The 25,596-nt window shown below is 66.5% G+C and carries 22 protein-coding genes and 1 tRNA gene; 10 read left to right on the top strand and 13 right to left on the bottom strand.

What is annotated here, in order from left to right; all coding sequences use genetic code 11:
- The first annotated feature begins 4 nt into the window (after positions 1–4).
- On the top strand, positions 5–2,212 hold the full coding sequence (locus tag H7I41_RS03845) for a glycoside hydrolase family 183 protein (RefSeq protein ID WP_264011242.1): 2,208 nt from the start codon (positions 5–7) through the stop codon (positions 2,210–2,212).
- On the opposite strand, the gene H7I41_RS03850 is transcribed toward H7I41_RS03845, so the two are convergent.
- Complete coding sequence (locus H7I41_RS03850; RefSeq protein ID WP_264011243.1) at positions 2,170–2,394, bottom strand: hypothetical protein; 225 nt, start codon at positions 2,392–2,394, stop codon at positions 2,170–2,172. The two genes, H7I41_RS03845 and H7I41_RS03850, sit on opposite strands and share 43 nt — an antisense overlap.
- Positions 2,395–2,513: 119 nt before the next feature.
- Here H7I41_RS03850 and H7I41_RS03855 point away from each other — a divergent pair, with 119 nt between their 5' ends.
- Both H7I41_RS03855 and H7I41_RS03860 read left to right on the top strand, forming a co-directional pair.
- Positions 2,514–3,818 (top strand): DUF7159 family protein, encoded by a 1,305-nt coding sequence (locus tag H7I41_RS03855; RefSeq protein ID WP_264011244.1) that lies wholly within the window; start codon positions 2,514–2,516, stop codon positions 3,816–3,818.
- A 36-nt stretch (positions 3,819–3,854) separates the two neighbouring features.
- Positions 3,855–4,628, top strand: a complete 774-nt coding sequence (locus H7I41_RS03860) for a DUF2637 domain-containing protein (RefSeq protein ID WP_264011245.1) — start codon at positions 3,855–3,857, stop codon at positions 4,626–4,628.
- 4 nt (positions 4,629–4,632) lie between these two features.
- Here H7I41_RS03860 and H7I41_RS03865 read toward each other — a convergent pair whose 3' ends face one another.
- Complete coding sequence (locus H7I41_RS03865; RefSeq protein WP_264011246.1) at positions 4,633–5,172, bottom strand: NYN domain-containing protein; 540 nt, start codon at positions 5,170–5,172, stop codon at positions 4,633–4,635.
- 209 nt (positions 5,173–5,381) lie between these two features.
- Here H7I41_RS03865 and H7I41_RS03870 point away from each other — a divergent pair, with 209 nt between their 5' ends.
- Positions 5,382–6,053, top strand: a complete 672-nt coding sequence (locus H7I41_RS03870) for a VldE C-terminal domain-containing protein (RefSeq protein ID WP_264011247.1) — start codon at positions 5,382–5,384, stop codon at positions 6,051–6,053.
- Positions 6,054–6,056: 3 nt separating this feature from the next.
- On the opposite strand, the gene H7I41_RS03875 is transcribed toward H7I41_RS03870, so the two are convergent.
- The 5 genes from H7I41_RS03875 to H7I41_RS03895 all read right to left on the bottom strand — a co-directional run bounded on the left by H7I41_RS03875 (position 6,057) and on the right by H7I41_RS03895 (position 11,498).
- Positions 6,057–6,869, bottom strand: a complete 813-nt coding sequence (locus H7I41_RS03875) for a PE-PPE domain-containing protein (RefSeq protein WP_264011248.1) — start codon at positions 6,867–6,869, stop codon at positions 6,057–6,059.
- A 230-nt stretch (positions 6,870–7,099) separates the two neighbouring features.
- The gene (locus H7I41_RS03880) at positions 7,100–8,692 is read right to left on the bottom strand and encodes a hypothetical protein (RefSeq protein ID WP_264011249.1); all 1,593 of its coding nucleotides are present in this window, start codon (positions 8,690–8,692) and stop codon (positions 7,100–7,102) included.
- A 564-nt stretch (positions 8,693–9,256) separates the two neighbouring features.
- A complete protein-coding gene (locus H7I41_RS03885; protein WP_264011250.1) occupies positions 9,257–9,883 on the bottom strand; it encodes an Rv0361 family membrane protein in 627 nt (208 codons plus the stop codon).
- A 2-nt stretch (positions 9,884–9,885) separates the two neighbouring features.
- On the bottom strand, positions 9,886–10,602 hold the full coding sequence (locus tag H7I41_RS03890) for a hypothetical protein (protein ID WP_264011251.1): 717 nt from the start codon (positions 10,600–10,602) through the stop codon (positions 9,886–9,888).
- Between the two features lie 17 nt (positions 10,603–10,619).
- Entirely contained in the window at positions 10,620–11,498 is an 879-nt protein-coding gene (locus H7I41_RS03895; RefSeq protein WP_264011252.1) for a hypothetical protein, read from the bottom strand.
- A 175-nt stretch (positions 11,499–11,673) separates the two neighbouring features.
- Here H7I41_RS03895 and H7I41_RS03900 point away from each other — a divergent pair, with 175 nt between their 5' ends.
- Positions 11,674–12,549 carry a glycoside hydrolase family 16 protein gene (locus H7I41_RS03900; RefSeq protein WP_264011253.1) on the top strand — a complete coding sequence of 292 codons (876 nt, stop codon included), beginning with the start codon at positions 11,674–11,676 and terminating at the stop codon, positions 12,547–12,549.
- Here the strand turns inward: H7I41_RS03900 and H7I41_RS03905 are convergent.
- Both H7I41_RS03905 and H7I41_RS03910 read right to left on the bottom strand, forming a co-directional pair.
- Entirely contained in the window at positions 12,546–14,501 is a 1,956-nt protein-coding gene (locus tag H7I41_RS03905) for a SpoIIE family protein phosphatase (RefSeq protein ID WP_264011254.1), read from the bottom strand. The genes H7I41_RS03900 and H7I41_RS03905 overlap by 4 nt on opposite strands.
- A gap of 138 nt (positions 14,502–14,639) precedes the next feature.
- Positions 14,640–15,581 carry an alpha/beta fold hydrolase gene (locus tag H7I41_RS03910; protein ID WP_264011255.1) on the bottom strand — a complete coding sequence of 314 codons (942 nt, stop codon included), beginning with the start codon at positions 15,579–15,581 and terminating at the stop codon, positions 14,640–14,642.
- Between the two features lie 274 nt (positions 15,582–15,855).
- Between H7I41_RS03910 and H7I41_RS03915 the strand changes: the two genes are divergently transcribed.
- A complete protein-coding gene (locus tag H7I41_RS03915; RefSeq protein WP_264011256.1) occupies positions 15,856–16,839 on the top strand; it encodes a glycoside hydrolase family 26 protein in 984 nt (327 codons plus the stop codon).
- Positions 16,840–16,848: 9 nt separating this feature from the next.
- Here H7I41_RS03915 and H7I41_RS03920 read toward each other — a convergent pair whose 3' ends face one another.
- Together H7I41_RS03920 and H7I41_RS03925 are read right to left on the bottom strand one after the other, a co-directional pair.
- Entirely contained in the window at positions 16,849–18,012 is a 1,164-nt protein-coding gene (locus H7I41_RS03920; protein ID WP_264011257.1) for a glycosyltransferase, read from the bottom strand.
- Positions 18,009–19,061: a glucosyl-3-phosphoglycerate synthase gene (locus H7I41_RS03925; RefSeq protein ID WP_264011258.1), complete on the bottom strand. Its 1,053-nt coding sequence runs from the start codon at positions 19,059–19,061 to the stop codon at positions 18,009–18,011. The genes H7I41_RS03920 and H7I41_RS03925 overlap by 4 nt, the downstream gene beginning before the upstream one ends.
- 105 nt (positions 19,062–19,166) lie before the next feature.
- Between H7I41_RS03925 and H7I41_RS03930 the strand changes: the two genes are divergently transcribed.
- The gene (locus H7I41_RS03930) at positions 19,167–20,141 is read left to right on the top strand and encodes a Gfo/Idh/MocA family protein (RefSeq protein WP_264011259.1); all 975 of its coding nucleotides are present in this window, start codon (positions 19,167–19,169) and stop codon (positions 20,139–20,141) included.
- Positions 20,134–21,228, top strand: a complete 1,095-nt coding sequence (locus tag H7I41_RS03935; RefSeq protein WP_264011260.1) for a zinc-dependent alcohol dehydrogenase — start codon at positions 20,134–20,136, stop codon at positions 21,226–21,228. The genes H7I41_RS03930 and H7I41_RS03935 overlap by 8 nt, the downstream gene beginning before the upstream one ends.
- Before the next feature lie 39 nt (positions 21,229–21,267).
- On the opposite strand, the gene H7I41_RS03940 is transcribed toward H7I41_RS03935, so the two are convergent.
- Positions 21,268–21,329 (bottom strand) — tRNA-Ser (locus H7I41_RS03940).
- A gap of 300 nt (positions 21,330–21,629) precedes the next feature.
- Positions 21,630–22,052, bottom strand: coding sequence for a pentapeptide repeat-containing protein (locus H7I41_RS03945; protein WP_264011261.1), 423 nt, complete (start codon positions 22,050–22,052; stop codon positions 21,630–21,632).
- A 1,044-nt stretch (positions 22,053–23,096) separates the two neighbouring features.
- Between H7I41_RS03945 and H7I41_RS03950 the strand changes: the two genes are divergently transcribed.
- Both H7I41_RS03950 and H7I41_RS03960 read left to right on the top strand, forming a co-directional pair.
- On the top strand, positions 23,097–23,426 hold the full coding sequence (locus H7I41_RS03950) for a helix-turn-helix transcriptional regulator (RefSeq protein WP_264011262.1): 330 nt from the start codon (positions 23,097–23,099) through the stop codon (positions 23,424–23,426).
- An 824-nt stretch (positions 23,427–24,250) separates the two neighbouring features.
- Complete coding sequence (locus H7I41_RS03960) at positions 24,251–25,513, top strand: esterase/lipase family protein (RefSeq protein WP_264011263.1); 1,263 nt, start codon at positions 24,251–24,253, stop codon at positions 25,511–25,513.
- The last annotated feature ends 83 nt before the right edge of the window (positions 25,514–25,596 follow it).

Consider the following 25,596-nt stretch of genomic DNA (forward strand, 5'->3'; position numbering starts at 1 on the left):
ATCAATGGGTGCATCGGCGTACGTGGGTCGAGTCGGCGGACTGGCGGTGGCGCTCGGCGTCGGCATCGCCGTGGTGTCGGGCGGTGCCGGGGTGGCATTGGCGGAGGAGACGTCCACCTCCGACAACACATCACAGGACTCCTCGACGGACACCACCAAGGACGCCGCCAAAGATGAATCCGCGGACGCTTCGACACCTGCAGATGACAAGACGCCTGAGCCGGTGGTGAAGAAGAAGAAGTCACCGTCATGGCAGTCCCGTCTGGAGAAGCGCCTGGAGAGGCTGAAGGCGGCGGGTGCCGACGCCAGGAGCCGCTGGAATGCCGGCGGCGAGACATCCGTCGAAGATGGCGTCAAGACGGACGCGGGTGGCCCCGACGCCACCGAGGCTGCCGGCGTAGGCACCGGCGGACCGGCTCAACCGGCCGTCGTCAAAGGCGAAGTCAAGGCGCCACCTGCGCTGTCGTCGTCCTCGGCCCGGTCCCGGGAGTCCGCACGAGACGACCGCATCACCAGGATCGAGGTCCAGGCCGCGCGTCCCAGGGTGACCACACGCGCGGTCGTCGTCGAGAAGACCGCAACCGGGCCGCAACCGGAGACCAAGACACTCGCCGCGGTGACCGAGACCCGTTCCGTCACAACAGCGGTCACCACCGCGGTGTCGTCGGTGACGGCGGCCGGTGGGCAGGTCGCTTCGGCCCTGGCGGCCGCGCCCACTGCGGTGCCTGCACCGGCGCCCGCGACGCGCATCGTGAACCGCGTGCTCGCGGCGCTCGGCCTGGGAACGCTGTCCAACGTGCCGGTCGCGCCGACATCGCCGTGGGCGCTCGGGGCGCTGATGGCGGTGGCTGCGCGACGGGAGACCGAACAGGTGGCGTCGACGGCGGCTGTCTCCACCACGGCGCGCGCCGCCGTCACGACTGCCGCGACCACCACCACGGCGCTGGTCGCCACACCCGACCCCGCCACCAGCAATGTGGTCACACCGGTTCCTGTCAGCGCCAACACCGATCTCATCACCGCCGTCACCGGCCGGAACAGTTTCAACAGGACCTACGACAGATTCGGTATCGGAGGCACGGATCTGGGGATCATGTGGGACAACGGCATTCGCGACAATCCGTTGACACCGGTGAACGAACACCAGGTGCTGATCGCCTTCGGCGACACCTTCTACGGCGACAATCCGGTGCGGCAGACCGGCTGGCGGATGAACACCCTGTTCCGCAGCTATGACACCACGCTGTCCAACGGAATGTACGTCCACGACGGCATCATTCACGATCCCGGCACCTACAGCGGATCACCGATGTCGGTCAACAACTATTCGCGCGAGATCATCGGGAAGTACGGTTACGCCGTCGGACCCGAGGTGACGATCATTCCCACCGCCGCGATCTCCGTGCCCGGCGCCGGGGTCAACGGCGCGACCAGGCAGTACATCAACTTCATGTCGGTACGGTCCTGGGACACCCCGGGCCGGTGGACCACGAACTATTCGGCCATCGCGTATTCGGATGACAACGGCCAGAACTGGCGCACGGTGCCGGCGTCCTCGGTACGGCCCGCCGCCGTCGGACGCTCGACCCGCCCGTTCATCTCGGGCAACCAGAATTTCCAGCAGTTCGCCTACGTCAAGGGCGCGGTCGTCGACGCCAGCGGTGCGCCGGTCACCGATCCCGTGACCGGAGAACCGAAAACAGACGGATACGTGTACGCCTTCGGCACACCGGCCGGTCGCGGCGGCACGGCCTACCTGTCTCGGGTCAACGAGAAGGACCTCCTCGACCAGACCAAGTACCAGTACTGGAACGGCTCGTCGTGGGTGAACAACAACCCCGCGGCCGCCAAACCCATCCTGCCCGGGACGACCACCACGTCGTGGTTCGGCTTGGTGAAGAACACCACGTACCCCACGGTCGGCGAGATGTCGGTGCAGTACAACGCGTACGAGAAGAAGTACGTGATGCTCTACGCGGACCAGAACAACAACGTGGTCATCCGCAAGGCGGACCGGCCCGAGGGCCCATGGACGGCCCCGACGACGCTCGTGACCTCGTCGAAGATGCCGGGGCTCTACGCGCCGATGATCCATCCTTGGTCGTCCACCGCGAACGTCTCTTCCAGCGACCAGCAGTACCTGTACTGGAACATCTCGACGTGGGACGACTACCAGGTCAAGACCATGCGAACGGACCTCAGCAAGGTGTGATGCCGGGGCCCGGGGTCCGCCGCGGCCGTCGCCGACGTGGTGGCTGTCATCAGCGTGGCGCCGGCCTCGATCTGCGACGGCGTGGCGATCATCTCGGCCCGCCCGCAGGCCACCCAGCCGATCAGCACGGCCTTGGCGACGAGGATCAGCGACACCGTCACCAACGCCTTCCGCAGCCTCATACCCTCAGGGTAGCCACCCATCGCCGCAGGTAGCGGGCTCGGTGAAGTTGCAGATTGCACCAACCCGGGTAGGCGGCGGTAACCTCGGTCCGACTGACAAGCAGATCGGGAACGTATCAGTGGACCTAGTACTCGGCCTCTCGATAACGTCGGCTGCCATCCGTTTCGTGCTCGTTGAAGGCGCGACCGGCGAGGGCGCCACGGTCGACAAGGGCACCCTGGAACTCGACGGCGCCGACAATGGCCTGAATGACCTGGTGGACGCGGTTCTCGGCGAGGGACCCTTCGCCGCGGTCCCCGGCCGGCGACCACGCGCGATCGGGGTCACCTGGCTCGGAAGCGCGACGGCTGCCGCCTCGACGGTGCTCGAACTCCTCGCCGACAAGGGCGCGGACAACGTCATCGCGGTCTCGGAGTCGGACGCGGCGGCTGCCTTGGCGACGGGAATCGGTGACATCGCCGGCCTCGAGGACATCGCCGTGTGTGTGGTGGAACCCGACGCGGCCGTGGCCGCGGTCGTCGACGCCCACGAGGTGGTGGTCGACGTCATCGAACGGTTCGGCGCGGGTGATGCCGCCGAGGTGGCGCACTGGCTGACCGCGCTGGTCGACAGCTGCCCGTCCGAACCGGCCGACGTCTACGTCCTCGGCTCGGCCGGCGATCTGGACGACGTCGTCGCATCGCTGGACGCCGGGGGACTCGCGGTCATCTCCGCCGCCGAGGCCGACCTGGCGATGGCCCGTGGCGCGGCACTCGCGTCGGCCCGCAGCACCTACGACCTCGACCTCGGCTTCGTTGCGGAGCCGACTCCCGCAGGCAAGCAGCCGTTCGTCACGCCGCGGGTGGCCGCGCTGGGCGGGGTGCTCGTCGCCGCGGTGGTCACCTTCGTGGTGTCGCTGTCGGTCGCCCTCACCCCTCAGTCCACGCCGGAGCACGAGCAGACGGCCAACGCGTCGGAACAGACGGCGAAGGCGGCCCTGGTGCAGGACCCGGTGGCGAAGCTGCCGCCGCGGCCTCAGAAGCCGGCGCCGCGCCCGGTGCCCGCCGCACCGCCCGTCGACGTCGATCCGCCCGCGGCACCTCCTCCGCCGCCCGAGGTGCTGCCGGTCGAACCGGTGGAAGCGATGCCGGTACCCGAGGCGCCCGCGCCGGAACCACCGGCCGCCGCCCCCGCACCGCAGGGCTTGCCCGAACCGGTCGTGCCGGCATACGTACCCCCCGCGCCGCCGGCCTACGTCCCGCCGGCCACCCCGCCGGTCCCCGCGGTCGACGGCACCCCACCCGGCTTCGTTCCGGGCAACCCGGCCTATGTGCCGCCCGGCGCGGGCACCGTGCCGCCGGTCCAGCAGCCCGAGCCACGTCTTCGCGACCGCATCATCGGGCGGCTGCCGCTCATCAACCGGTTGCAGGGTCCGGGAGGGTAGCGGGTCTGTCGGTGGCGTTCGGCAGGATCGCCTGCCATGAGCCAGTCACGACGGTCACTGACCTTCACCAGATCCGCAGCGGTGGTGATCACCGCGGGGATCGGTGTCGCGAGCTTCGTCCTGTCCTTCGCCGCTCTGCGTGACCTGGCGGCGCGAGCCGGTGTCCCCGGGCAGCTCGCCTGGCTGTGGCCGCTGATCGTCGACGGGACGATCCTGCAGGCGACGATGGCCGTGGTGGTGCTGGCCGGCTATCAGGACCAGGCCAGCAGCCGTCGCTACTTCTGGACCGTGTTGACGTGCGCGGCCGCCGTCAGCGTCGGCGCCAACGCACTGCACGCCGTGATCCCCGCAGGCGCGCCGATGAACCCGTGGCTGGCGGCGGCGATCGCCGTGGTGGCGCCGGTGAGTCTGTTGGCGGCCACGCACGGGCTCAGCCTGCTCAGCCGCATCCCTGGGCCTCCGGAGGCCGGCGACGCCGGTCTCGACGACGAACACGCGTCCGTCGCGGCCGACGCCACCGTCACCGAACTCGCCGAGGAGCCCGTCGGGCAGGCGTCGGCGGACATCGGCATCGCGGCGCGCCAGCCCTGGGAGTCGATGGCCGAGGCGATCGCCTCGCGTGACGACCTGCGGGGGCTGTCCGCCGACGATGTCGCCGGCGTGCTGCACCTGAGCTACGAGCGAGACCACTCACCGCAGGCCATCGCCCGTCAGCTCGGGTGCGACCGCCGGACGGTGCTCCGGATCATCGATGCGAGCGCGGAACTGCTGCGGTCGGGCGACGTCAGCGTGGAACGCCTGGCGGTGTAGGTCCTCACGCGCCGCGGCCGAGGCGGTCCAGCACCGCGTCGAGGCTGACCACCTCGTCGGCGACACCCTTCAATTCCCGGGCCGTGGCGTGGTCCCAGAACGCGACGGTGGTCGGGAAGCCGCGCGACGACAGCGAGTGCACTCCCGGCGTCAGCTCGCAGTCCCCGGCGATCACCACCGCACGGTCGCCGGGTTCCATCGCGGTGAAGGAGTGCTCGACGAGTTGCGTCGCGATCATCACGTCGAACTTCGTGGCGGTGTCGCCCGGCGCCTCCCGGTCGAAGACGACAGCGTCCACTCCGTCGAGCGACCAGATCGTGTCGACCTGGTGTGGCCGGACGCCGAAGAGCGAGGTGTGCCCGCCGCGCTCGGCCTGCGGGCACACCGCTTCGTACAGTCGGCCGTAGTCGAGGTTCCAGGCGCCGTCGACGATGTCGCGGCTGATCGCGTCGTGCAGCGAGGAGGCGAAACCCCGCCGGACAGCCGCGAGCCGCTGCCCCTCCCAGCAGACCGAGGGTCCGTCGATGTACACGAATCGGCGCATGGCGTTCGTGACGTTACCCGCACCGCCTGGACTAAGAATTCATTGAGAGAAATGTCGACCGCGATCAGGGGGACCGTGTGCGGCCGGCGCTGTGACCTGCAGGCATGCCGCCGAATCGGTCGAATGATGCGAAAGGTCCGATTCGTTGTCGTGACAACTCCGTGACTCGACCGTGACATTTGCTGGAATTTGCATCTATCGTGCATCGGGTGGGAAGGCATTCGGTGACCGCCGACCGCCGACGGGTGTCGGTTCTCCTCGGCGCATTCGCTTCCCCGGCCATCGTCTTCATCGCCGCGGGCTCCGACGTCTCGCCCGAGGCCAAACGTCCCGAAGCCCAGGTAGCCCCCGCCCCCGAGCCGGCCGCGCCGTATGGCATGGAACTCGTCGCCGGGGCCGCACCCGCGCTGGCGTGGATGCCCGCGTCCGCCGATCCCGTAGCCGTCCAGCCGCCCCCGGCGTCGCGGTACCGGATCGTCGACACCGCCAAAGCCGAACGGATCCTGCACGCCGGCGACGCCCCAGAGAGCGGCCTTCAGGTCAAGACCATCCTGGCTGCCCGCAGCATCAGCGCGGCCTTCCCCGAAATCAACCAGATCGGCGGCGTGCGGTCCGACGCGTTGCGCTGGCACCCCAACGGTCTGGCGCTCGACGTGATGATCCCCAACCCGATGTCAGCCGAGGGCATCGCCCTCGGCAACGAGATCGTCGCGTTCGTCCTGAAGAACGCCGAGCGGTTCGGCATGCAGGACGCCATCTGGCGCGGGCGCTACATCACGCCGAGCGGGGTGCGTAACGGCGGATACGGCCACTTCGACCACGTGCACATCACCACCACCGGCGGTGGCTACCCGACCGGAGACGAGCTGTACTTCCGCTGACCGTCAGGACGACCCGGCCGGCGGCACCGGCAGCGTGCCCATCGGCCGGCTGTAGGCGGATTCGACGATCGGACGCAGGCGGGCGTCGTCGACGACCTTCTGAGAGTTCGGCGTCCATTCCTGCGTCACCATCGGCAGGAAATAGGTGGCCGGAGCGCCAAGGATGTAGGTCGCATTTCCCTCGGCGAACACCTTGTTGGCGGGATCGTTCAAGCCGATCTTGCTGTAATCGCCGTGCACCTGACCGAGCTCGCCTTTACCGCCGACCACCGTTGCGGCGCTGCGGTTCTTCTTCGCCGTCGCATTCGACAAATCGTTCGGGCAGTCGGCGTAATAGTCGTACTGGCGGGCGATCACTTTGACTGTGAACGGTGTGTCGTCCGGAAAATTGTTGCCGCCATAGGCGGCCACACATCCGCTGTCGGGCACATTGGCGCACCCGTTGTACTTGCTCTCCAGGTCGCCGGTGAGTACGAACTGCACCGTCGCCGGATCCACGGCGCTCGTCGGCCCGTAGCGCCGGAGCCAGGCGTCGATGACCTGCGCGCCCTGGCTGTGGCCCAGCACGATCTTCTGTCCGGGCGTCGAGCGCAATGCCTGGTCGAGATTGTCGGCGCCCTTGTTGGTGTTGGTGGCGCCGGGGAAGTTGTTGTACGGGACCTTGACCTTCACATTCGGTGCGGCGAAGAGCTCGCCGCGAAGCCAATTGGACGGTAGTTCACGGAAAGCCGGCGCCAGTGTCAGAACGGTCGACCCGCCCGGTCCTGGTGCGGCGTGCGATGCGGCCGGTGCGACGAATGCCGCGCCGGTGAGCATCATGAGCGCGAGTATCGCTGCCAGAACTATGCGTTTCACCGGTGCCCTCCCTCACAGGTGTCCGCGGAATTGCGGGTGCCCGAATCGGCACCTGCTTGTATAGCTCTCCTCGACCGTGATTTCGGCGGCAGACATTCGATGGACATTGGACTGACGCCGAATCGACATTGCGGTCGAAACACGACGGCCCCCTCGTCGCCGAGGGGGCCGTCGCTACCAGCGGTTCCGAATCAGCTCTCGGAGCCTTCCGACTTCTTCTTGTCGCTGTCGTCGGACTTGGGCTTGTCGTCCTTGGTGCCCGGGTCGTCCTTGGCCTTGTCGTCAGCGCCGTCCTTCGTGGCCTCCGACTCGGTGGTCTTCTTCTTGGGCTTCAGCGAGTCCGTGAAGCTCTTGACGCCCTTGTTGAAGTCGTCACCGGCCTTCTTCAGCGCCTTGAGACCGTCACCGGGCTTGTAGCCCTTCTTGACCGGCGTGGTCGAGGCAGGAGCGCCCTCGCCCTCGCCGTCGACCTCGATGACCTCACCGGTGGCGCCGGTGGCGGGCACCGTGACGGGCACCGTGGTGTTGCCCGCCAGCACGGCGGTGTCCTTCGTCGTGGCCTCGTCGATCTTGGCAGGCGCCTCAGGCGTCGGCTCGACCTTGACGTCGACAGTGCCTGCGGCCGGACCGAAGGCCGCCAGCACGTCGGGCGCGGACCGTTCCGTGAGCGTCGTCGGCGCCGGCGGCAGCTGCGGGGTCACCGGCGTACCACCCAGTGCGGTGATGATCTGGTTGGGCAGATCCACCGCCAGGTACTTGAACAGACCGGCCTGCTGCTGACGCGGGTCGAGCAGGCTGGGCCATTCCTCCCCGCCCGGGCTGAAGCTGGGCGCGAAGCCGTTGACGAACGCGTTGACCGTGCGGATGGGCAGGTTGGTCAGCTCGTTGATCGCGAGTTCGGTGTCGCCTGCCTCGTAGGCCGCCATGGCGTCGTCCAGGACCTGCGCGACCTGGAAGAACGACGTCTGGAACGGACCGACCGCCGCACGGACCAGCGTCTGCTCGTTGAGCACGTTGATCAGGTTGTCCAGACGGTCGAAGCCGGGCAGGGCACCGTCGAATCCGCCGGCCACCTCGCCGCCCAGGAAATCGCCCGGGATGGAGAACAACGGGACGATGCCCGCAGGCGTGCCGCCGATCAGCGGGCGGAGGTTGTCGAGGACGCCGAACACGAAGAAGCTGTTCAGCTCGAACGCCATGTTGGTGAACTGGCCCTGGTCGGGGTCGTCCGCAGGCGGGTCGTAGACCTGGAGATCCGCCAGCAGCGTCTGGAACTCCGTGAACGACAGCTGCATGCGCTCGAAGAGGCCGTCGTAGTTCTCGTTGACCGGCGTGGACAGGTCGTCCTCCCGGCCGAAGAACGCGATCTGCAGGTCGTCGCCGTAGACGGACTGGAACTGCGACAGGCGCGTGAACAGCGCCGTCGGGTCCGACAGGTTGCCCACGAGGATGTTCGACAGTTCGCCGGGCAGGTCGGCGTCGGCGAACGCCGCCGCCACCGCGGCATAGCTGTTCGTGGCGTTGCTGCCGAGGTAGCCCAAGTTGAGCTGCGACTCCGCGAAGAAGTTCTGCAGCAGAACGAGCGGGTCCGCGGCGGCCGTCAACGCGACCGCCCGCTCCTGCGCCTGGGCCTTGATCTTGATGTCGTCGTTGATGGGCGACACGGGGGCAGCAGCGATGGCCGTGGCCCCGGCGACGGCGATGCCGGCGGCGAGGAACTTGCTGACGCGCGAGGGCGAAGCGGCGGCATGCCGCCCCGACTCTGCGCGATGGGCTTTGTGCACTTGGTCTCCTGGTCTAAGTAACTGAGGGTTGCCTTATCAGGCAGACGGACAGTAGCTGAGCGTTACCTGAGGAACAATGGCTACGTCTCACCTGCGAGGACGATCTTGATTCGACAATCGCCTGTGAGGAACCTGAGACAAAACCGTCAGCGAGTGCCTTAGCTGCTTCCCGCCTGCGGCGGTTCGCGCGGAATTTCCAGCCGCGTCAATGAGGGGCGTGTCCGGTGCGCGAAAGGTAGCCCCCTACGGCGGCCTCCTCGCCCGTAATCTGAGCGAACTCGCCCGCTCCGGGAATCTGGGACGTGAGCACCAATTTTAGGTGAGCCTGCCCTAATTAAGCTAACCTAAGAACCTGGTTCGAGGAAGTCGCGGGTGCCGCCGGATGAGGCCGGCACCGTTGGGTGGTCGGTTCACGATCCGGCCATTAAGTGAATATTCATTCAGGGTCGCGAACCCATCTACCGATCGAGATCTGGGGGCGGGTGTGATCCTCGACACAGCAACCGACCTGAGAGCGATCTCAGTGTCCCGAGGCCGGGAGCGCCGCCTCGTGGCCGCGCGACATCAGGCGGGATTGCACATCTTCCAGGAACCGCCTTCGCGTAGGAGTTTGAGCGTGACTCGCGGCGATGGCGGACGGGTGACCTCGACGGTGGCGGTGTCGCCGTCGACCGAGATGGCGCCGAAATTCACGGCACGGCGCTCGCCGGCCTTGATGGGCCCGCCGTCGTCGGTGCCCTCCATGCCGTCGGCGAACTGTTCGGCCTCCGCGGCACACATGAGCGCCGACATCTTCTCGGTATCGGCGGTGTCGGAGGCTTCAGCGAATCGGCTGACCGTGTCGCGGATGCCCGCCAGCTGCTTCTCGCTCTGATGATGCTGGTAGCCCCAGATCCCACCGGCGACGCCTGCGACGGCCAGCACGCCGACGACCGCGGCGATGATCCACTTGCGGCCAGAGCGCTTCGGCGGCGGTCCGCCGTGCGGCGGCCCGCCATAGGGAGGCCCGCCATAGGGAGGCCCGCCGTAGGGAGGTCCGCCCGGTGATCCCCACTGCGGTGGGGGAGGTGGTGGTCCCCAGCCCGGCGGCCCTGCCCACTGCTGCGGCGGCGGCGGTGGCTGCTGCGGCGGAAACTGCGGGGCGGAGAACGGATCCGGTTGGGGGCCGGGCCACGGTCCGGGGAACGTCATCGTCACTCTTCCAACGGCATGGTCATGAACAGGTCGAGGGATTCGCCGAACGGCTTCAGCTCGAAGTCGGGTTCGAAGTAGGTGACCGCACTGCCGGCGGGCAGGTCCGGTGACGTCAGCAGATCCCCGTGCGGACCGCGTCCGGTGACGCGCAGCAGCCGGCGCATCTCGGGTGCTTCCGCTGCCGTCTCGTACCACTCGATCCGGGCGGAGTCCTCGGGGTCACCCCAGTACGCGGCCAGCGTGTTCATGAGCGAGGGCGGGGTCAGGCCGCAGGATTCCCGGTCCCATGTGGTGAAACCGGCGTGGACTCGGCGCAGGAAGGTCTGCACCGGCGGCGGCAGCGAGTCGAACAGCGGTGGATCGTGGTCGCCGAACGTGGCCGGATCCTCGCCCATCCACACGCCGTAACCCTCGCCGGCGCTCGCCGCCACCACGTAGTCGAGCGACGCAGCGCCGATCCAGGGATGTTCGACGACGCGGACGTCGACGAGGTCGGCATGCAGTGCCTGCGCGAAAGTCGGCACGAGAGCCAGGAAGTCGTCGTTCCAGAGGGCTAGCGCCACCTGCCTGCGGTCTCGGGGATCCGAGGAGTCGGCTATCGGCCACCATGCCTGCGGGATCGCCGCGCGGGTCTGTTCCCCCGGCTCGAGGATCGTGAAGGGCTCTGTCTCCCAGGGCATCGCGGCCGCGAGGGCCTCGTGGTCGATTCCGGCCATCGATGAGTCTCCCCGCGCTAGGGCAGCTGGCTGTCGGCCAGTTGCGCGATCAACTCGGTCAGTTCTCGGCGTTTCTCGTCCTGCAGTGCGACCTGCTCGTCCTGCCACTGTGGATCGACACCCTGCATGTCGGCGGCCGAGCGCGAGTTCTTGTTCTTCGCATTCACCACGGTGGGTAGCCACTGCAGGTTCACCGGTGCGTTGAGCACGAGCCACATGTTCTCCGGCGTCAGTTCCATGAACCGCGGCAGATACATGATCTCCACCTTGGGCACGATGTGATCGGCCGAGACCGCCGGTCCGCCTCTGGCATTCGTGCCGATGGGCCGGTCCGGTTGCGACGGGTGCCTGTCGTCGCTCGCCGGCCGGGGCGCGCCCTGCAGTGAGACGTTCGGGTAGGGATACTCCGGACTCTTCTGCTTGTTGATCGCATCCCACAGCGGTTTGATCGGGCTGCTCGGCGGGATCGTGATCCGGGTGCCGAGGGTGGGCAGCGGCGTGGGAGGGGTCCATCCGCTGGGGACCTTCGTCTTGGCGACGCCGATGTTGTCCAGCGCAACCTTGTTCAGCGGTTTGGTCGGGGGTCCGCCGGCGCGGAGTTTGTCGGTGACCGCGGCACAGGCCTGCAGCTGACCGAGTTTGGCTGCCTTCTCCGCGTTGAGCTGGTCGGCTTCCCGGTTGTACGGGACGACGATCTCCGGCGGACCCACGCCGCCCGGCAGTCCCCGCGCATTGTGCTCGCCGATCTTGGCCATGGTCGCTTGCAGCGAGGCAACCTGTGCGGGGCATGCGGCCTCGTCGGCATGGGCGACAGGAGGTGACCAGCCACCGAGCGTGACCGCGATCATCACGGCCACGGCCGTCACCAGTGCGCGGACGGACCGCCGTGTCGCCATGACCGATCTCCCCGTGACAGCCGAAGGTGTGCCCTGATCCTAAGGCCGTCACGAACCACGGATGATCGCAGATTCTGCCGTCGCGCCGACGGCTGTCGCGGAACCGGCGACGGACTTCGGCGGGGTTTGCGCCCAGTTTCGCGCCCGTTCCGTTTACGGTACGGGGGTGTCGAGCATGGATCGCCGAAGCGCAATGTTGATGTTGGGGTTCGGGGTGGCGGCTGCTGCGCTGCCCCTACCCAAGGCTGGGGCTCAGCCGGTGATCGGCGATGCGCCGCCCGGGCCACCTCCCGGTGTACCCGGATTGCCCGTGGCTGCCGCGGAGCCTGGACCTGGGCTGTTGTTCGCCGATGAGTTCAACGGACCGGCCGGTGCGCCGCCGGATCCGGCGTCGTGGTTCATCGTTCCGGCCCGTGAGACGATCCGGAATCCTGTCGAGTGGGACAAGCCGTTCAACATGGGTCGTTATGTCACCGACCAGGAGCATGTGTTCCAGGACGGGATGGGCAACCTGGTCATCCGCGCCACCCGCGGTGAGGGCGCGAACATCCAGGAGAAGTACGCCAGCGCGAAGGTCATCGGCAACTGGCGCGGCGGAATCGGAACCACATGGGAAGCCCGCATCAAGCTCAACTGCCTGACCGACGGCGCATGGCCGGCCTTCTGGTTGATCAACGACAACCCCGTGCGCGGCGGTGAGATCGACCTCGTGGAGTGGTACGGCAACCGGGACTGGCCGTCGGGCACCACCGTGCACGCGCGGCTGGACGGTACCCAGTACCAGACCCACAAGCACCCGGTCGACGGGGATTGGCACACCTGGCGCATGACGTGGCAGCCGGCCGGCCTGTACTTCTGGAAGGACTACCAGCCCGGAATGCAGCCGTTCTTCACCGTGCCGTCGAACTCGCTGCCGGAGTATCCGTTCAACGACCCGGGCTACACGATGGCCCCGGTGTTCAACATCGCCGTCGGCGGCTCCGGCGGTCGTGAACCCGCAGGCGGCAACTACCCCGCTGACATGCTGATCGACTGGATCCGGGTGTTCTAGGCCCTCGGCGTCGGAATCTCCAGCAGCTCTCTGCGGAGCACGACGGCCGTCACGTCATCGCGATCGAGATCGACGTTCGCGCCCGCACAGAGCGCGTCGACGAGTGCCTGGGGATCGGCGCCACAGTCCTGTGCGCACCGCGCGACGGCGTCGGAGAGTTGCTGGACCGAGCCACCCCACATGTCCAGGACACCGTCGCTGACCAGCAGGATCGCGTCCCCGGGATTCAGCGCGCCGCGCTTCTCGTGCCAGCCGCTTTCCAGCCCCATGGGGAGGTCGGCAGACGCCACGCGCTCCACCCGGTGGGATCCGGTGCGGACGATGAAGTGCAGTCCGTGGCCGGCGTCGGCGAACCGGAAGTCACCCGTGGCAAGGTCGATCAGCACATAGGTCAGGGTGACGAACGCACTGGTGCGTTGCAGGTCGCGGTCGATCACGTCGGCGGCACGGCTGACGGCTTTGGACGGACTGACGTCGAGATCGTTGGCCCTCAGGGCCGCCCTCGTCGCCGCGGCGAGCATTCCGGCGCCCATGCCCTTGCCCATCACGTCGCCGAGACTGAGGACCGCGTGCGGCGCCTGCACCCGGATGTCGTAGAAATCTCCGCCGACCTGGCGGGCGGGAACCGACACCGCCCCTGAACTCCACCCGGGCGTGCTCGGGAACTTGCCGGGCAACAGGGCCCGCTGGACCTCGGCAGCGCGCATGAGCTCGGCCTGTTCGAGCCGGCGTGCCCGCACCGCTTCGGTGATGTCGTAGAACTGAAGGGCCACGGTGCGGCTGGTGGACTCACCGCTGATGAGGGACATGCTGACATTGAGGATGCAGTCGGCGGCGGTGGTCAGGGTGAGGCGGGCGTTGTCCTCGGTGAGCGCATCCATCTCTGCGGAGAGCACGCCGATCGCGTCCTCACCCAACAGGGTGCTCAGTGAAGTGGAGGGGTCGCCGAGTCCGGGGAGGATGGCCACCGCGGACGCATTGGTCCGCGTCACCTTCCATCCCGTCGCGTCGCGGGTGGCGATCACCATGCCGGCGACGGAGGTCTCGAAGATCGTCCGGAACAGTTCCTCCCGTTCGGCCAGCCGCAGAGAGGTGCGCTGCTCGAGCCCCACGGCCAGAGACAGCAGAAGGAACACCACCACGATCGACAGCAGGAAGGTCTGCAGTACGACGACGCCGGTGTCCTCGCCCAGGCGATCGAAGGCGAACGGGCCGCGGTCAACTGCGCTGCCGGCGTAGGCGATGATCGCGACGCCCAACATCAGCCAGATCAGTTGTCGGGTCGACAGCCGCACCGCCGCCCAGAGCAAGGGGATGAAGGGGAGGAAGGACAGCGGCATCCCGGGGGTGAAGGCGAACACGAACGCGGTCACGCCGAGCACCAATGCCACCTCGGCGACGATCTCCGGCAGCCGTACCTGACGCGCGCGGCCGGGAAGTTTCATGAACAGCGGCGCCAGCAGCAGCATGCCCGCGGCGTGCTTGGGCACCGCCGTCACCAGGCGCGTCCAGGCTTGCGACGAGTCGGCCAGCAGATAGGTGGCGGTGGACCCGACCAGGTCGTAGACGACCGCGGCGGTCAGGACGGCGATCAGCAGACGACCCAGATCCCGAGGGCCGGCCAGCGCAGGCACGGTGTCCGACCGGCCGCGCAGCAGCACGGCCCCAACCGCCAGCTCGATTCCGCCTGCCACCGCCAGCGCGACCGCCAACTCCACCGGCCGTCCCGCCCACATCAGGAGCGGGAAAGTGATGGCGGCGACCGCAGATGCGAGCATCCAGGTGTAGCGCCGCGGGAGGCGAAGGCCCAGTCCGAGTGCGATGCCCGCCGCGGGCCACCATGCCGTCGACACCAGCGCCGTCGGTTGGGTGACCAGCGACAGCCAGCCGGCGATCAGCACGGCGACGAGGGATCCGATGATGAACACCGTGGTCGATGCCTGCCGGCTCATCCGCGGCGCTGCCTGCGTACTCGAGTCAGCGACCATTTGCTCACTATTCCCGAACGCCCCGCAGCAAACCCTCGAAAGGCGAAGTTCGACGAACCGCCGGATCGGTGGAGCGGATGGCGGGGTCCGGGCCCGCGTCGTTCACGCTGTCTTGGCGAGCAGTGAATACCGCTGTCCGAGAACGTGATTCACGGTAGTTGGTCGTGGGCCGACGGCGGTGCGTGTCGCGAAAGTCCGGCTGATGGCATCGGTGACGGTTTGGGGAGCCTCATCGAGCAGCATGTGGCCCGCGTCGGGAAGGTGCACGTGTGTGGCGCCGGGGATGGCCTCGGTCATCTCGTGCGCGTGCGACGGCGGAGTGAGCAGGTCGGCGCCGCCACTGAGGACGACCGTCTCGGCGCGGATCGAGCCGAGCGTCGAGAGTTGATCAAAGGACCGTAGGCCGGGCAGGAATCCGACGGCGGTGTCGAGGGTCGTCGCTGCGGCCGAAGTCTCGGCGAACAACCTCGAGAGTGTCGAGCGTGCATCGGCGTCACACCGCAGTGCCAGAGCCGCGTACAGCGGCTTGCTGAGCACAGAGATGGCGCGGTGCGGCGTGAGGGCGGCCAGCCCGCACAGGATATTCGTCGCCGGATTGGCCAGCAGGCGGGCGACGCCGCGCTCGGTGAGCCGGCCGGCGGCCGTCGCGGCGAGGACCAGTCCGGTGGGCTCGACGGGGCGATCAGCGGGAGGGCGGCCGAGGTACGCGAGGGCGACCATCCCGCCCATCGAGTGTCCGGCGAGGGTGAGTGGGCCGGTGACGCGAAGGGCGGTCAGCACGCCGGCGAGGTCCTCGGCGAGTTGGGTGACCGTGTAGGTGCGCTTCGGGGCCGAATCCGACCTGCCATGGCCGCGGTGGTCGTAGCTGATGATCCGGAGACGATCGCCCCACTGCCTAGTCAGGTGATCGATCTGGCCGGTCCACGAGTCTCTGTCGAGGCAGAGACCGTGCAGGAGGACGACGGTGGCCTGGGCGTCGGCGGGTCCTTGGTCCCGCACCGCCAGCTGCACGCCGCCACGGACGGTGATGGTCCGTTCGGTCACCGCAAGGCGTCGGCGCCCGGTGCAGGCGGTGCGCGGGTGGCGACGCGAAGACCTCGGGGCGCCCGTGGGGGCGGTGGGTGCCGGGGTCGCTGTAGCCATGAAAGAAATGGTCGCGGAACCGGGGTCGCTCCGTAATCGACGCGAGGCCAGAGTTCACCGCGGGACGGCAACAGTTTCCTATCCGGGGGGTAAGGCTCGAGGCTAGGCGCTGTCAGCCGGCGGCCCGTTCACCCCCGGCTGGTGTCGTCGGCCGCGAGGCGGGAATGCTGCTGGAATGACTTCGGCGAGGCGTTTCGTCCACGGGCTGCTGGTCGGATCGCTGTCCACGGCGCTTCTGCTCGCCATGGGCTGCGCGCCCGTGCCCGTCGAGCACACCTCGGGCATCGTCGCGGCGCACCCGGTCCGCTGGGGGGTGTTCCTGCCCGACAATCAGTCGGACTCGAGCGCGTTGCCCGTCGTCGTGCAGATGGCGCAGTCGTCGCCGCAGTACATGCTGCGGTTCGCCGCGATCGATGACCCCGTCCCCGTGGCCGACCTGTCGTCGATCCAGGCGGCCGGCGCCCAGCCGGTGCTCACGCTCGAGATCTGGCAGCCCGGCGCGGGCGTCGAACAGCCCGCGTACGCATCAAGCCGGGTGGCGGTCGGTGATTTCGACGACCGGTTGGATCGGTGGGCCCGCGAACTGGCGGCCTGGGGTGGGCCGGTAACCCTGCGGGTCGGCCACGAGATGAACGCACCGCACTATCCGTGGTCGGTGGGCGTCAACGGCAACACCGCGGCCGACTCGGTCGCGGCATGGAAGCACATCCGGGAGCGGTTCGCGCGGGCCGGGGCCGACCGCGTCTCGTTCATGTGGTGTCCCGACGCGACCGCGGAGGGGGCCGACGCCATGGCGGCCGCGTTCCCCGGCGTCGACAGCGTCGACGTGTTGGGGTTGGACGGCTACAACTGGGGCGAGGACGATGGCCACACCTGGCAGGCGGCCGATCAGATCTTCGGTGACGCTCTCGACAGGCTGCGCCGCTTGGACGGTGAGCACGACATCGTGATCGCGGAGACGGCCAGTGCCGAGGGTCCGCAGTCGGGCGTCGACAAGGCGGACTGGATCTACGGGCTGTTCGACTTCCTCGCCACGCAGGAGCGGGTGCGGGGCCTGATCTGGTTCCAGGCCGAGAAAGAGCGCGACTGGAGGTTCAACTCGTCACCGCAGGCACAGGAGGCGTTCAAGCAGTCGGTGGCGAAACACGCCGGCGATTGACGGGCCGCCTCACGCGTAGAGCCTGGGGCGTGAGCGCGCTGCCGAATCCTCGATGCACTGCTCGTAGAGCTCGAGGTAGGCCGAGGCCATCACGTCCGGGGCGAAACGACGTTCCGCTACCGCGCGGCAGTGGGCGGGATCAATGCTGTCGACTTCAGTGACCAGCCGAGCCAGCGCAGCCTCATCACCGAACTCTGCGAGCAATCCCGTGCCGGGTTCGACGAGTTCGGGCAGACAGCCGCGGCGGTAACCGACCACAGGTGTGCCGAGGGCCATCGATTCGATGACCGCGGTACCCCCGGGTTCGTCCCAGCACACCGGAAACAAGGTGGCGAGCGCGGTCGAGACGAGGTGGTCGCGATCATCCCCGGTCACGTTCCCGATCCATCGCACCCGCTCACCGTCGACGTATGGGGCAACCTCGTCGCGCCAGTACCGAACGTCGGCGCAGCGATCGGCGTTCGGCTGGGCGCTCAGCTGCTCCGGCGTGGTGAACGGCCCGATCGGCCCGGCCAAAACCAGCTCCCACCCGAATCGCTGCGCCAGGCGCGCGGCGATGTGTTGGCCCTTTCTGCGGTTGATCCGCGCGACCAGAACGAGATGGCCGTTCCCGGCTGGGGCGGGCCGACGTGTGGCGTGGTGTGCGAGCGGAGTGGCCAGATGGATGTGCCCGAGACTGTGGTGGCGAAGCGCATCGGGCGCGCGCCGCAGTTGCTCGGCGGAGACACCGTTGACGTGGAATCGATCATGCCTGCCGAATCCGCGGTAGAAGGCGCGGTGCTTCGTCAGATCCCAGTGCAGGGTGTGCAGCACGGTCGGCCGGTCGGCGCCCATGGTCGCGAGCATGCTCGGGCCCAACACCTCCATGTGGTCGTGAACCAGGTCGATGTCCGAACGGCACCGCAATTCGGCGGCGATGCGTTGCAAATGCGCTGCAGCGACACCGACTACGTCGTTGTAGGGCTCCGCGAGGTGGGCGAACTGCGGCTCGTCGAACACGTGGATCTGTTCGTCGACGTCGATCGTGCTCTGCCCGACGGTGGCAAGGACGACACGCACCCCGCGCAGGCGTAGCTCCGGAATGAGCGTCGCGATGATGTTCTCGATTCCGCCGTAGCCGACCGGCGGAACCGTCAGCCACGGTCCGGCATTGATCAACACCGTCGGAGTCATGGTCGGTGATTCTCGAGCGGCCAGGAACGGGCGGCGGGAGCGGCGGCGGACAGGTCGGCAACGGCGTGGACGTCAGCCAGCGGCGGTCTCTCCCGCACACTGACATCGGAGGTCACCAGCTGGTGGTGCACGGGAGATGCCGTGTCGTGCCGAAACTGTGTGAGCCATCTCGAAACCGGCGCGTCGTCGACACCGCGGCGCCCACGCGGGAGTCGCGCGTTGGCGGTCTGCAGTATCTGGGCGGCCATCCGCCCCAACGCTTCGATGTCCTGGTGACGATGGGTGCGCGTGCCCAGGTCCACCTGTGCGAGCGCGTCCAGCCCGACCAGATCGAGCAGATCGACCAGCATCGCGAACTCGACGCCGTAGCCGGTCGCGAACGGGATCTGTTCCAGTACGTTTCGGTAACCCCCGTACTCGCCTGCCAGGGGCTGTACGAAGCCGGCCAACTGCGGCCAGAACATGTTGATGAGGGGCCGGGCGACGAGTTCACTGACCCGACCACCGCCGCCGGGGACGGTGACCTGATCGGTGGTCAGCGGGCGCAGGTAGTGCGCCTTGACGAACACCACGTCCGGTTGACACAGCAGCGGGCCGAGCAGTCCGACGATGAAGTGCGTGGTGAAGTCGCGTAGGTCCGAATCGATGAAGAGCACGATGTCGCCGGTGCTGGCAGCCAGCCCCTTCCACAACGCATCGCCCTTGCCGTCCATTCGGGGTTGGTCGGGCAGGATCTGGTCCTGATGAAACACCGTTGCCCCGGCTGACGCCGCGACTGCAGCCGTCGCGTCGGACGATCGGGAGTCGATGACGATGAGCTCGTCGACCAGACTGACGTCCGCCATGAGCCGGCGCCGTATCTGCGCGACGATCCCCCCGACGGTCTGCTCCTCGTCGCGGGCGGGCAGCACGACGCTGATTCGTCTGGTGCCTTTGGCCCGGATGACCCGCTGCAACGTCCACGACATCCCGCGACTGGACCGCCGTGGCAGCCACGCCCATACCTCGGGGTCCACCCCGGCCGGAATGTGTTCATCGCGTTCGCGCATGACACCCGGGTTACCGTTTACACCGACGTCAAATCCACCCCTAGGGGTGGAGTAGCGCCGGTGTCCAGGGGTAAACGGCATCGACGCCGACCTGGGAGATCAACTGTGGACTGCTGCAATGTCGGATTCGTAGGCGCCGGTGGTGTTGCCGTGCGCCACGCACACCATCTCGCTCAACTGGGGGATGTACGCATCATCGGCGTGACGGACCCGGTTCCGGCGGCCGCACGGTCATTTGCCGACATGACGGGGGCAGCCGTGGTAGCTGACCTGCAGGCACTCCTGGACACGTCGCCGGATGCGGTGTATGTGTGCGTTCCCCCGCATGCCCATGGCGCTATCGAGGAACGGGTGCTCGGCGCAGGCATCGCCATGTTTGTCGAGAAGCCGGTGGCGTTGGACCTGCCTACTGCCGAGCGCATAGCCGACACGGCGCGGATGTCCGGCGTCGTCACCGCGGTCGGTCATCATTGGCGCTATTCGGCGGCCGTCGACCTCGTCCGTGAACTACTCGACGGCCGACCTGTTCGGCTCGCGGTGGGGTCGTGGATCGACCGCGTGCCACCGGTGCCCTGGTGGAGCAGGCGGGCGATGTCGGGCGGTCAGATCGTCGAGCAGGCGGCGCACGTGCTGGACCTGATTCGGCTGTTCTGCGGCGACGTCGTCGAAGTCGACGCCTACGCCAACGCCGCGCCGCCGGGCGTGCCGGACGCCGATGTCGACGGAGCCACCGTCGCGATCCTGAGGTTCGAATCCGGAGCGGTGGGAACCGTCGCCGCTACGTGCTGCCTGAATTGGAAGCACCGGGCGGGTCTTGAACTACATGCTGACGGCCTGTCGGTCACCATTCACGAAGACGAGATCGTCGCGAGGACGGACCGAGGAGTCGTGCGGCGCAGTCTGCAACCCGACGACGCCAAGCGGGCGGCCGATCGTGCGTTCATCGACGCCGTTCTCGACAACGGCGCGGCTCGCGGCGGGATCCTGGTCGACTACGACGAAGCGTTGCGGACCCATGAATTGGCCTGCGCCATAGCGGCTTCAGCCAGAGACGGCCGGCCGGTGAGACTTCATGCCTGATCGCAGGATCGCCGTCGTGGTCGAGCGCAGCGGCGTGGTCACACTGCGCGATGAACCCCCACCGCCGCCCCTGCGGGAGGGCCAGTTCGACGTGGAGACCGTTTTCAGTGGACTGTCGACAGGGACGGACCTCAGTTGGGTGAAGGGCACGAACCCGGGCCTGCACCGTAGGTGGGATCCCGAGCTCGGGCTGTTCATGCCGGGCACCTCGGACGTGGGATATCCGATCGAGGGTTTCGGCTACATGCAGGTCGGCCGGGTCACCGGAAGCGCGACACCTGCAGTGCAGGCAGGTGACCTCGCCGCCATGACCTACGGGCATCGCAGCGCCTACCGCGCTGACGCGCTGACCGACCGTTTCGTCACGCTGCCGACTTCACTCGATCCGGTGCTGGGCATCTACGCCGCCCACATGGGGCCGATCTGCGCGAACGGGCTACTGCACGCTGCCGCGGACATTCATGGCACTGATGTGCGCGGCCTCGGCGACGGTGTGCGGGGTCGCCGAATCGCTGTCACCGGCGCCGGCGTCGTGGGTCTGCTGACCGCACTGTTCGCCCGTCTGCACGGCGCAGAATCGGTCGTCCTCGTCGAGCCCACCCCGTCACGCCGCCGGATCGCGGCCGACCTCGGCCTGGAGGTCGTCGATCCACACGACGTCGACCCGGCCGTCCTGCTGAAAAGCCGATGGCGTCACGGTGCCGGTGACCGCGGAGCCGACGTCGTTTTTCAATGTCGCGGTCAAGCCAGCGCGTTGGCGCTCGCCCTTCGCATGGTGCGCCCCCAGGGCACGGTCATCGACCTGGCGTTCTACCCGGGGGGAAGCGAAGAAGTCCGCCTGGGGGAGGAATTCCACCACAACGGACTGAGCCTGCGCTGCGCTCAGATCGGACGGGTGCCGCGCGGGACCGGCCATATGTGGGACCGCGAACGCCTCAGCACCGAGACCTTGGCGCTGCTGACCGCCCACGGCAAGGGCATCGCCGAGCACGTCATCACCGACTACTCGCCGTTGTCCGAAGCGCCGGAGACCCTGGTTCGGCTGGCCGGCAGCCGGCACGACGGGCTCCAACACGTGTTCACCTGAACGGGTCCCGCGCCTTCAGGCCCGTTACCAGGCATTTCGTGGAGCCGATGACGGGAATCGAACCCGCGTATTCAGCTTGGGAAGCTGCTTCGGCCCATCGGGGCTCGTTCGCTAGCCTCCGTAAACCGCCGGAACTCGGCCTCTATGTGCAGCTAAGGGGCTACTTGTAGCCGATTTCCGCAGACGTCAGTTGGGTTGCGACTTAGCCGTGTAGGCCCCTGATGACGGTCGAAACGCGGTCAGTCGGAGCAAACCTGCGCCCGTACGACGCAGGCGCCTGTGCCCGTTTACATCATCACCCGTAAGAGCACACAGCCGGGCGTGTGACCATCACCACTACCGCAAATCAACTCGTGTAACTGGGCCTCCGAGCGCACAGTATGCGCAGTCACCGCTTGTTGTCACGTTCGTTCAGGCGGTAGAGGATCTTCCGTAGAGGCGTCCGCCGACGTGCTGTCCAAGCCTATGACTTCAAACGTAGACCAACCATCGACTCCTGATTGCGACAACCGCCACCCTTTGGGTGCACAGGCGTCATCGGCAGCCTCTTGTTTTACTAGCGCTTTCAGCAAATCCAGTTTGTCCAGCGGCGAACACGGCACAAATGTTGCATTTTCGAACGTCAACCCGCCATGGAATCGGGCGTCTCCGAACCACGCCATACCCTCGAAGAGTGCATTCCCGAAGAAAGCGTAGTCGCGGAACTCGGCCTTGGGAAAGCGGACGTGGTCTGCGAATTTTGTTTCATCGAACCAAGCAAAATCCGTGAACTCAACGCCGTCGAACCATGCGCCATCTGGAAATCGGCTAAAACGATCCAGCACGGGCCTTTGAACACCGCCGAATCAAAATGGGTCTGTCCGACGAACTCGCACCCTTCGAAGTGCGTTGTTCCGACAAACCGGGCATATTGAAAGTCTGCGGCCCCCATCTTGCACAAAGACATATCAAAGTCAACGAGCGTTGCTCCTCGCAGCGATACGTGCAGTGCGCCACCGTCCAAAGCCCTCCAGCCGCGGGCGTCGTCCTTCGACAAGTGCTCCGCGAGTATCCGTTGCGCCGTCTGGCGGACTTCAAGTTCCCGCCTTGCTTCCTCGTCTTGTCGCCGTGCGTCGGGCCGGATAGAGCGTGGCGATCCCGCACTCTTTCGATCAACTTCGAACACGTGATCGGCGGACGGCACATATGGTGCGTTGTACGGCATCCGCAGCTATCCACAAATGACGTTGACGATTGCCTGGCGCTGGCCTCGGGCGGCTACTCCGAGCCGCTCAAGCGAATATAATCCGCCCAGTCTAACTTGTGGCTTTTCGTGGCCAAGTTGCTCGACCGCGCGGTTGAAAATTTCGGTTACTCGGCGTTCTGAGGCATCGGATTCGGTGTGGACCTGTGCGCGCTCGCTCAGCCATTGCCGGCGTGTTGCAAGGGCGAGCGCAGCCGCTCCACCGGTTCCGGCCCCGATGGCGAGGCCCGTTCTAATTGCATCAATTCGGGCAGCTGCCTTATCCCCGGTCGACCCATTGGCCACCAATAACAGAACGACGATTGCTGTTGTAGTAGCAATTAACGCAAATACGCCAAGTAAGATGTACGTCTAAGCCCGGATAGGCTTCAAACCATTTGGCCCGAGTTCTCTGCCTTGCACGGAGCGCAGGATATCGCCATCGTGTCGACCGCCGCGTCCCCTTGAGCAGGCGAGCACGCCGATACTCCATCAGCCATAGCCCTGCTAAGGGCCGCGTGTGCCAGCCAGAAGGGTAAAGCGACCCGGCTGCACGCAGTTGCACGTACCTTGCAAACGCTGCATCCGCACTGCTCAGATAGTGTCCCCGGCAAGTTCGGAGACGGGAGAAACCGGCGGTGCAGGGATGAACTGGTATGAGAAAGCGCTAGAGGCTGCCAACCGGATCGACCCAGGCCACACCTCGCCGTGGAAGCTCGCAAGCACGTATGCGTTGCTCGCTATCGCGCAGAGCCTCGAATCGCGGCCAGCGACACCAGCCTCTTCCGCGGGCAAGCAGTCAGGCAGCGACCTTCTCACGGTGAACGAGGTTGCTGAGATGACGCGCCTGACGCCGGCCACGCTGCGGTGGTGGCGGTCGGTTGGCCATAGTGGGCCGAAGTCATTCAAACTTGGTCGCCGTGTGCTCTACCGCCGCGCCGATGTCGAGAAATGGATGCAAGACGCCAGTGAGTAATCCGCCGGTTCTGCCGGAGCTTGGCACGCCCGCCGACGTCGCCAAGTACCTGCACACGACCGTCGATTCTGGCACAGAAGCGCTATCTCGGCACAGGACCGAAGTTCATCAAGGCCGGGCGCAAGGTGCTATATCGCTGGTGTGACGTCTGGAGTGGCTGGACCAAAACACCCGACGGCGCACTGACGATCAGCGATGAATTGGGATAGCGATGCCGCCGACCGCCTCGCCCACGCCATCCGGATCTCCCTGCGGGGGCTAGGAGACTCGGCCCCGCAGATGTGCTCGTCGCCCGGAGGGAACGGAACTGGCCGACCTGGACCTGCCCGTGCCAATCGGGGTCCAGATCGGCGTCACCTTCGGGCGGGGCCGAGGTCACGCAAAAGCACCTAATACCCCAAGTCAGTACCTACTGACCAACGACCGCCAGAAATTATCACGTTGCATGGGTCGGCCATCCTAGGTGCCGAGTAATCATTAGAGCCCATCGTTTTGAGTAACGCGTCGCGACGCTCGGCTTGCGTACATCGCCTTACTATGTTCGGAGGGGTTGCAAGTGGGCGTATGGGGGCATGCGTGACGCCAACGGCGATTGCAAAAGGTGAGTCGCGCAATAGCGACGGCTTTGAGCTGTGCTTCCCACACCACAGGAACCCCGGAACATCCACTTCCGAAGGCAGGCGAAATTGAGTAGCACCGATCTTGTAGTGGTTGTACCTGGCATTACCGGCAGCACCCTTACGCACAATGGAAAACCCGTTTGGGAACCCTCCGCAGGTGCGCTCCTGGGGGCGATTCGGACGTTCGGCCGTAGCCTCAAGCAATTGCAACTGCCGACGGGAATAGGCGATGACCACCCTGATGATGGAGTGGAGGCGGTGGCGATCATGCCCGACTTGCATAGCATTCCAGGGCTGTGGTCGCCAGTCGATGGTTACTCCGTTCTGCTGAAGCGTCTAGAGGTAATGCGGCTTGCCGGCAAGATCGGAAAACTGCTGTCGTTTCCCTACGACTGGCGATTGTCCAACCGGTACAACGGACAACGCCTTGCCGACCTTGTCGGCGATGAACTTGGACAATGGCGCGACAGCGATCCGTCACGGAATGACGCCCAGCTCGTTCTTGTTTGCCACTCTATGGGCGGACTCATCGCCCGCTGGTACATCGAGAAATGCGGCGGCGCGGAGGTTACCCGAAAGCTCGTCACGCTTGGCACCCCGCACCGTGGAGCCGCGAAGACAATCGACCAACTCATCAACGGCGTCCGTCGTACACTCGGACCGCTCAGCGTCGACCTGACCTCCTTCGCGCGCAGCCTGCCGTCTTCTTATCAATTGCTGCCTGACTACGCTTGTATCGACCGCAGCGGGTCTCTGCATCGGCTCGATGAGATCAACATGCCCGGCCTCGACACCGCCATGCTGGCGGATAGCAATCGGTTTTATCGGGATCTCGCAGCGGCTGAGGCCGCTCGGCCGGCCAGCATGGAAACGACTCATGTAATCGTTGGCACCCGGCAATCCACTAGCACTACAGTCCGCTTGACTAGCAATGGGGTTGAGGTGCTAAGCACAATCGGCGGAGATAACGACTACGGCGACGCTACTGTACCGATGGCCGGCGCAATCAAAGAAGGTCTACCAATGGACACGCCCTTCATTTCGCGCGTCGTCGATCGTCACGGCCACCTGCAAGACAATCCCTACGTGCTCGACGAAATTGAATCGGTCATAACCGCGGTCCCAGTCAAGCGAAGAGCCGGGGGGAGCGTGCCGATTCGTGTCAATACTCCAGAACTAGTGGTCTTGGGCGAGCCCGTCACCGTCACCGTCGATATCGAGCTGGGCGAAGACCAACCCGTTCCTGCTGTGCAGATCGAATTAGAACCCGAAAGTTCTTTGAAAACTACGCGATTGGTCCGTCGGACTCCCACCATCCGCGGTCGGCACCTCGAAACCACGTTCCACCCCGAGGCGCCGGGAGCGTATCAATTGCGCGTCACGGGCACAGCACCAGGATCACCGGTAACGCCTGTCGGTGCTGCCATCCTTGTCTGGCAAACCGAAACCAACGCTCCATCATCATGAAACCGGGCAGATTTGTTGGGGTAGGAGTTGATCTTTACGACGCATCAGAGTTGGACCAGTTGGAGTATGCGGAGAGGGAGGTT

Source organism: [Mycobacterium] manitobense, assembly GCF_025821665.1.
Lineage (GTDB): Bacteria > Actinomycetota > Actinomycetes > Mycobacteriales > Mycobacteriaceae > Mycobacterium > Mycobacterium arseniciresistens.